At 42.7% G+C, this 8139-nt stretch carries 8 protein-coding genes and 2 pseudogenes; all 10 read right to left on the minus strand.

What is annotated here, in order from left to right; translation table 11 throughout:
- Positions 1-29: 29 nt before the first annotated feature.
- The 10 genes and pseudogenes from C3Z13_RS06020 to bioC all read right to left on the minus strand — a co-directional run bounded on the left by C3Z13_RS06020 (position 30) and on the right by bioC (position 8069).
- Positions 30-1370, minus strand: coding sequence for an anaerobic C4-dicarboxylate transporter (locus C3Z13_RS06020; protein ID WP_103853736.1), 1341 nt, complete (start codon positions 1368-1370; stop codon positions 30-32).
- 162 nt (positions 1371-1532) lie between these two features.
- Positions 1533-1762 (minus strand): annotated as a pseudogene (gene acpP, locus C3Z13_RS06025) (acyl carrier protein).
- Between the two features lie 311 nt (positions 1763-2073).
- Positions 2074-2802 carry a 3-oxoacyl-ACP reductase FabG gene (fabG, locus tag C3Z13_RS06030; RefSeq protein WP_103855332.1) on the minus strand — a complete coding sequence of 243 codons (729 nt, stop codon included), beginning with the start codon at positions 2800-2802 and terminating at the stop codon, positions 2074-2076.
- A gap of 23 nt (positions 2803-2825) precedes the next feature.
- Positions 2826-3770 (minus strand): ACP S-malonyltransferase, encoded by a 945-nt coding sequence (gene fabD, locus C3Z13_RS06035; protein WP_103855333.1) that lies wholly within the window; start codon positions 3768-3770, stop codon positions 2826-2828.
- Between the two features lie 47 nt (positions 3771-3817).
- Positions 3818-4768: a beta-ketoacyl-ACP synthase III gene (locus tag C3Z13_RS06040; RefSeq protein ID WP_103855334.1), complete on the minus strand. Its 951-nt coding sequence runs from the start codon at positions 4766-4768 to the stop codon at positions 3818-3820.
- A gap of 30 nt (positions 4769-4798) precedes the next feature.
- On the minus strand, positions 4799-5833 hold the full coding sequence (plsX, locus tag C3Z13_RS06045; protein WP_103855335.1) for a phosphate acyltransferase PlsX: 1035 nt from the start codon (positions 5831-5833) through the stop codon (positions 4799-4801).
- 25 nt (positions 5834-5858) lie between these two features.
- Complete coding sequence (rpmF, locus tag C3Z13_RS06050; protein ID WP_103853741.1) at positions 5859-6029, minus strand: 50S ribosomal protein L32; 171 nt, start codon at positions 6027-6029, stop codon at positions 5859-5861.
- Between the two features lie 17 nt (positions 6030-6046).
- Positions 6047-6571 (minus strand): 23S rRNA accumulation protein YceD, encoded by a 525-nt coding sequence (gene yceD, locus C3Z13_RS06055; protein WP_103855336.1) that lies wholly within the window; start codon positions 6569-6571, stop codon positions 6047-6049.
- An 83-nt stretch (positions 6572-6654) separates the two neighbouring features.
- Positions 6655-7300: pseudogene (gene bioD, locus C3Z13_RS06060) on the minus strand (dethiobiotin synthase).
- A 13-nt stretch (positions 7301-7313) separates the two neighbouring features.
- Entirely contained in the window at positions 7314-8069 is a 756-nt protein-coding gene (bioC, locus tag C3Z13_RS06065) for a malonyl-ACP O-methyltransferase BioC (RefSeq protein WP_103855337.1), read from the minus strand.
- Positions 8070-8139 lie beyond the last annotated feature (70 nt).

Raw genomic sequence — 8139 nt, forward strand, 5'->3', positions numbered from 1 at the left:
ATCACCGCACTTTTCTATTATGAAATGAGTTATCTAATCACAATCTGTGCAATGGTATATCCAACCATACAGGCTACCACGACACCAATTAGACCCGGCACCATAAAGCTGTGGTTGAAGTAGTATTTACCAATTTTGGTTGTCCCTGTTACGTCAAAGTTCACCGTTGCAATGTCTGACGGATAATTTGGAATGAAGAAATAACCGTAAGTGGCTGGCATTAAGCCCACTAATAACGGTGCAGGTAAGCCTAGCCCAATGCCCACTGGCAACATCATTACTGCGGTGGCGGCTTGGCTGTTGATCACCACGGACACGGCAAACAATGCAAAGGCGAATGTCCAAGGGTAAGTACTTACCATTTCAGTAATGCCTGCTTTAAATTGTGGCATTGCGAATTTGAAGTAAGTATCACTCATCCACGCAATCCCGAAAATCGCGATGGCAGCCACCATACCCGATTTAAACACCACGCCATTTGGCACGATTTGCGGATTGGTTTTAGTCACCAATAAAATAATCCCACCAAAACACAGCATCATCATTTGAATGATGTAAGACATTGAAATCGGTTTGATTTTTTCACCCACGCCAACTGTACGAATTTCTGGGAACATTGCGATGAACACAATCACAACAAGGGCTAATAAGAATAAATAAACCGACTGTTTTGCCGCTGGTGGCAATTCTTCGTTTAAGGTGGTGCTAGTGGTATTCAAAATACGTTCACGCCAAATTGGATCTTGCAAACGGCGTTGGTATTCTGGATCTTGCTCAAGTTCTTTACCACGGCGCATACTATAAAGCGACAAAGCGATAGTTCCCGCTAAGGTTGCTGGCACAGTTACGCAAATAATATCCAACAAGCTGATGTGATCGAATCCCGGTAACTCAGTAATACGTCCTAAATAAAACACCACTGCCGCAGATAATGGGCTGGAAGTAATCGCCAATTGCGATGCCACAGAAGCCGCTGCCATTGGACGTTCTGGACGAATTTTATTTTTCAATGCCACATCACCAATAATCGGCATAATAGAATACACCGAATGGCCTGTTCCGAGCATAAAGGTCATCAAATAAGTCACCAATGGCCCGAGCAAGGTAACCCGTTTCGGATTATTACGCAGAATTTTTTCCGCCACTTGCAGCATAAATTTCAGCCCGCCTGCTGCTTCTAATACGGAAGCACAGGTTACCACGGCTAAGATGATCAGCATTACATCAATCGGGGCTTTTCCTAATGGCATACGCAACACGAAAACTTCAATTGCCAAGCCAATTCCAGATACCACTCCCAAACCAATACCACCGTATCGGCTACCGATATAAAGCATTAATAATAGAAATAAAAATTCTAAATAAAGCATAGTCTATCCCTAAAATGAGTTATAAAAATTTCCGTTAGCAATCATACTTTATTTACAATTTTCTACAATATTCTTGGTGGGATTATTTGATGAAAAGGCTATCTAAATCAAATTTTTATGGAGGGGAAAAATTAAGGCGGTTTTTACACCGCCTTAATGTGATTATTGGTTGTTTTGAACATAATCAATTGCTGATTGAACAGTAGTGATTTTTTCTGCTTCTTCATCAGGAATTTCGATATCGAATTCTTCTTCTAAAGCCATCACTAATTCAACAGTGTCTAAAGAGTCTGCACCTAAATCTTCAACGAAAGAAGCTTCTGGTTTAACGTCTTCTTCTTTAACACCTAATTGTTCAACAATAATTTTTTTACGCGTTCTTCAATGCTCATTTGCTTTTCCTATTATAGTTAGCCATAAAATAATGGTTTTATAGTGTATGTATTTTTAGCTAAGTTGCAACCTATTTTTGCAAGGTCAAACCACAAATCAACTAACAAAAATACATTCGCTAAAAATAAGTTACGTTACTTTGCTAACGCAACAGCCAACGTAAACAATTTACATCGCTGGGGGCGATTTTAGCATTAAGCCCCCCGCTTGGCTATGTTTTCGTGCAAGAAATTGTTTTAAATCAAAGATTAAACAGAAAATCTTTTCCGCTATAGAATAAATTTTCCTTTTAAATCTTAGGGTTATGGCATTACGCCATATACATTCCACCATTAACGTGTAGAGTAGAACCAGTGATATAACCTGCATCATCAGAGGCTAAAAATGCCACCGCTTTGGCAATATCTTTTGGTTCGCCTAAACGGCCTGCAGGCACGTTAGCCAAGGTTTCCGCTTTTTGTTCTTCCGTTAATGCGTCTGTCATATCTGTGGCAATGAAGCCGGGAGCAACCACGTTTACGGTAATTCCGCGTGAAGCCACTTCTTTGGCAAGGGCTTTGCTGAAACCAATTAAACCTGCTTTTGCCGCACAATAGTTCGCTTGTCCTGGATTACCCATTGAGCCAACTACCGAGCCAATGGTGATAATACGACCAAAACGTTTTTTCATCATTGAACGTAGCATTGCTTTGGAAAGATGGAATACAGAGGTGAGATTAGTTTGCAAAATATCAAACCATTCTTCATCTTTCATTCGCATTAATAGGTTATCACGGGTGATCCCAGCGTTATTAACAAGAATATCAATATCGCCGAAATCGGCTTTAATTTGTGCGAGAACTGCTTCAATGGATTGTTGATCCGCTACATTTAGCACTAAGCCTTTGCCTTTCTCGCCAAGATAAGCTGAAATGCTTTCAGCCCCTTTTTCAGAGGTGGCAGTACCGATCACAAATGCGCCTTTGGCACTTAATTCTTCCGCAATCGCACGTCCAATTCCACGGGTTGCCCCAGTTACTAACGCAATTTTACCTTGCATAATTGTTCTCCTAATTGTCTTTTTTAGGCTTCGGTTGATACCGCGTGCGCTTTTTCTAGCGATGCTACATCATTGACGGCAACGGCGGTTAATTCTTTCACGATACGGCTTGTTAAACCGGTAAGCACTTTATTTGGGCCAATTTCTACTAACACTTCAATGCCATTTTGTGCCATTTTTTCTACCGTTTCTGTCCAACGCACTGGGCTGTATAACTGACGAATAAGTGCGGTGCGAATTTCATCACTTTTTTCTTCAGTCTTCACATCAACGTTGTTGATCACCGCGATTTCAGGGGTTTTGAGGGTGATATTTTGTAAAGAAACCGCAAGTTGATCCGCCGCAGGTTTCATCAAGGCACAATGAGAAGGCACGCTCACCGCTAAAGGTAAGGCACGTTTCGCCCCCGCTTCTTTACAGGCTGCTGCGGCACGTTCTACCGCCGCTTTTGTTCCTGCAATCACCACTTGCCCCGGTGAATTGAAATTCACCGCTGACACCACTTCACCCTGTTCCGCTGCTTTACACGCGTTAATAATAGCTTCATTATCTAGTCCGATGATGGCATACATTGCCCCCGTGCCTTCTGGCACGGCTTGTTGCATTAATTTTCCGCGTAATTCCACTAATTTAATGGCATCTTGGAAATCAATGACACCTGCGCAAACTAAGGCAGAATATTCGCCAAGGCTATGGCCTGCCATTACGCTTGGTTTTAAATCTGGATATTGTTGTTGCCAAACACGATAAATTGCCACGGAAGCGGCTAAAAGTGCGGGCTGAGTTTGCCAAGTTTTGTTTAATTCTTCCGCGGGGCCTTGTTGTACGAGTTGCCATAAATCATAACCAAGTACTTCAGAGGCTTGCTTAAAGGTTTGTTCTACAACGGGAAATTGATTAGCTAAATCCGCTAACATTCCCACTGTTTGAGATCCTTGTCCTGGGAAAACCATTGCAAATTTTTTCATTCTTATATCCTATTTTCGATTTTGAATTGCTATTCTAGCAGATAAATTTAAAAACGAACTAAGGCTGCACCCCAAGTCCAACCACCGCCAAAGGCTTCTAATAAGACTAATTGACCACGTTGAATACGTCCATCACGCACCGCTTCATCAAGAGCAGTTGGCACGGTGGCGGCACTGGTATTGCCATAGCGATCAAGGGTGATCACCACTTGCGACATATCCATTTCTAGTTTTTTCGCGGTGGCGCTGATAATGCGTAAGTTCGCTTGATGTGGCACTAACCAGTCAATATCTTTTTTATCTAACTTATTGAAAGCAAGGGTTTCTTCCACCACGTTTGATAATTGGCTCACCGCCAATTTGAACGTGGCATTGCCTTGCATTGAGATATAACCAGAATGGGTATCCTTAGGTTCAGCCTGTGGTAATACGAGCATATTATCGGTATCAGGCGAAGCGTGTAAGTGGGTTGAAATAATCCCTGTATTTTCATCGGCTTCTAAAATCACCGCACCTGCACCATCACCAAATAACACCACTGTGCTGCGATCGGTTTCATCAAGATGACGTGAGTTTAAATCCGCACCGATCACCAAGGCTTTTTTCACTTGCCCGTTACGCACAAATTGATCCGCCACTGAAAGGGCATACACAAAACCTGTGCAAGCTGCGGCAACATCAAAAGCAATGGCGTCTTTAATGCCAAGAAGTCCTTGAATTTGGCAAGCTGCACTTGGGTAAGAGTGTGAGTTCGTGGTTGTGCCAACCACAATGAGATCGATTTCTTGTGGATCGATATTGGCCATTGCTAGGGCATTCTGCGCGGCCGCTGCGCCCATTGTCGCAACGGTTTCATTCTCACCTGCAATACGGCGTTCTTTAATGCCTGAGCGCGTGGTGATCCACTCATCAGAGGTATCCACCATTTTTTCTAAATCGGCATTTGTTCTCACTTGTTCTGGCGCATAGCTACCAGTGGCTAAAATTCTACTATACATAACAATTTCTAATGATTAATGAATTGAAAGCTAATATCTTTGCAAGCCAGCTAAAATCTTTTCAGGGATTTTTTGTCTTGCTTGCTGTGCCGCATCAGCAATGGCGTAAGCAAAGCCATCAATGTTAGCGCTGCCGTGGCTTTTGACGACCACAGCGGTTAAACCAATTAATGACGCGCCGTTATATTGGTCTGGATTAATTTGTTTTAAGCGTTGATAGCTCCCTTTCAACAAGAAAGTTCGCACAAACCAGCGAAAAATCGGTTTTAAAATATGATTTGTTTTATTCAATGTTGGACTGCCTTTGAATAAAGAAATCACATTCTTTGCCGCGCCCTCTAAGGTTTTTAATGCTACATTGCCCACAAAGCCGTCATTGACGATCACATCAGCTTTGCCATTGAGCAATAAATCTCCCTCAATAAAACCAATGTAATTTAAGGTGGGATTTTGCTTCAATAATTCTGCCGCATCACGAATAGATTTATACCCTTTAATTTCTTCGATGCCAATATTTAGCAACGCAATGCGCGGAAAAACCAGATCTAAACAATTCTCAGCAAAAATTGATCCCATTAATGCAAATTGATAAAGATTTTCTGCACTACATTCAATATTGGCGCCAAGATCAAGCATTACGGAACGATCGCCATTCATTGTGGGAATCACAGAAATTAACGCAGGGCGCTCAATTCCTTTCAGCGGTTGCAATAAAATTTTGGCTAAACCCATTAATGCCGCCGTATTGCCTGCACTCACGCACGCCTGCGCCTCGCCTTTTTGCACCGCTTCAATGGCTAAACGCATTGATGTGCCTTTGCTATGACGCAGGGCATAAGACAAACCTTGGGTATTTTCAATGATTCTGCTGCAATGGCAAACCTTGATGCGATCTTGCAACGCAGCGGGGATATTTTCTAATAAAGGGAGAATTTTTTGGCTATCGCCAAATAATAAAAGAGAAAGCATCGGATCTTGTTCCAACGCTTTTATGGATGCTGGGATAGTAACACGGGGACCAATGTCCCCGCCCATCACATCTAACGCAAGGGTTAGACGGCTCAAGTGAATACCTTATATAAAAAAGGAATTACTTGTTGATCACTTTACGACCGCGGTAGTAACCGTCAGCAGTAACGTGGTGACGTAAATGGGTTTCGCCAGTTGCTTTATCTACTGATACTGCTGCAGTAGTTAAGGCATCGTGTGAACGACGCATATCACGACGTGAACGAGATTTTTTATTTTGTTGAACAGCCATTGGCTATACTCCTAAATTTACTTTTGCTTTAAACTAGCTAATACAGCGAACGGGTTCGGTTTTTTTGCCAATTCTTCGGGCAATTTGCCAAAAACCTGTTCAGCCACGGACACTTCACAGTGTTCAGATGAATGCATCGGCACAATCGGCAGACATAACATTAATTCATCTTCAATTGTTGCCAGTAAATCTATTTCCCCAAACTCATTAAGTTCAATAGGTTCATAAATCTCTGGTAACGCATCGGCTTGATCCAAATTAGAAACAGGGCTATATGCAAACTCGGCTTCCAAGATTTGGTTAAAAGGTTCACCGCAGCGCTGACAAGTGAGTTCCACTTCAACCTGAGCTTTGCCTTTCATTACCACTAATTTTTGTGGATCAATGAAAAATGATAATGTTACCTGTGCATCGCTGAGCACTTTATTTACTGATTCAGCCAGACGACCAAGTTGGTTGATTGCATAATAGCCATCATAATCCAATCTACGCTGTGCATCCTTTACTGGATCAGTTGTAAGGGGTAGTTTTACCTTTTGCATAGGGCGTGCATATTACCTTTTGATGTTCAATTAGTCAAAGGAAATTATGATTTTTTATGCGAAAAGTGCGAATTTCCTTTTTGTTAAATTTGATCTTGTTTTTCTAAGCGGAAAAATTCTGCTTGGGGAAAATGTTGGTGCAAATAATTTTCTAAATAACGCGCCGTTTCATCATTGATGGTTTCATCACCTAAAGGATAGCGATTATAAATTAATCCTTTTAATTCAATATGATACTGCTTACAGGCTAACAAACTAAGCAAGGTGTGATTAATGCTGCCCAGTTTTCCTGAGGTTACTAAAATCATAGGATAGCCTTGCGCGGCCACATAATCTAAGGTGGTGTGCTGTTCATCATAAGGCACGCACAAGCCGCCTGCGCCTTCCAATAGCACATAATCATAACGCGCGGCCAGCTCGTCTGTTGCTTGGCGGATAAGTGCGGTGCAAATTTCACGATTTTCTAGGCGCGCGGCGAGATGCGGCGAACAAGGGTAAGAAAATAAATAAGGGCAGGTTAGCCCTTGCTGATCTTCGGGCAATAGCTCAATGCCTTGCAATTTACGGTGTCGCACGATGTCTTCTGAGATGTTTTCACAGCCCGTTTGGATCATTTTTGCGTGATCACGGAAAAGCCTTGCTCCGCGAGTTTTTCGCATACCAACCTGTGGCAATGGTTTTGCCTATGTCCGTATCAATGCCCGATACAAATAACACTTGTCCTGCCATTTTCCTCTCTAGCTTAATTTCTGTGCCAATATAAAACAGGCTGGTAACTCAACCGCACTTTGCCTTGCTCATTTTGATATTGCTGTTGATAATCCACGATAAATTGTTGCAGTTGCCCTTTTGTCCAACGCCCCTGCCCGGTTCCCGTTACCCCCGTTGCTTTAAGATGTTGCAACACCGCAAGGGGAGAGGAAAAATAGAGTGGTATTTCCTGCTGAAACAATGCGTTAACCTCAAAATCTGCAAGTAACCATTCTTGCCATTGTGCTAGGTTGGGATAGTCCAGTCCTACGCCTGTTAAATGGCGAATTTCTGCCAAATTTTGTTCGGCAAACGTGCTGATTAATAATCGCCCTTGCGGTTTTAGTAAGCCTGCACATTTTTGCACAAAGCCTTGTGGATCGGCAAACCACTGCACGACCGAGGCAGAAGCGATAAGATCATAATGGTGCGGAAAAGGATAGTTCTCCCCATCGCCCTGATAAAAGGTAAAATTGCCCTGTTGCAACAAGGCGTTGAGCTGGCTGGTTACCTCACACAAATCATTGAATGCCCAATGTTTCACTTGCAAATGCTCAATCAGCAATCGGCTTAAATGCCCTGTGCCGCAGCCGATTTCTAACACTCGCTCAAATGCTGTTTTCCCGTCTTGTAACAACAGAGCGAGCAGTTGCTGATTAATGCACTGCTGGGCTTGGGCTTGGCTATCGTAGGTCGGCAAGGCTTGGGTGAAGCATTGTGCGACGCGGGATTTATCCACCTGATTCATCAAAATAATTCAGCCCAGTGTTGAAATGCGGTGAATGGATAATGAGGCAAGGCTAAGGTTTGCAGAGAAA

Source organism: Avibacterium endocarditidis (assembly GCF_002921145.1).
GTDB classification, from domain to species: Bacteria; Pseudomonadota; Gammaproteobacteria; order Enterobacterales; family Pasteurellaceae; genus Avibacterium; species Avibacterium endocarditidis.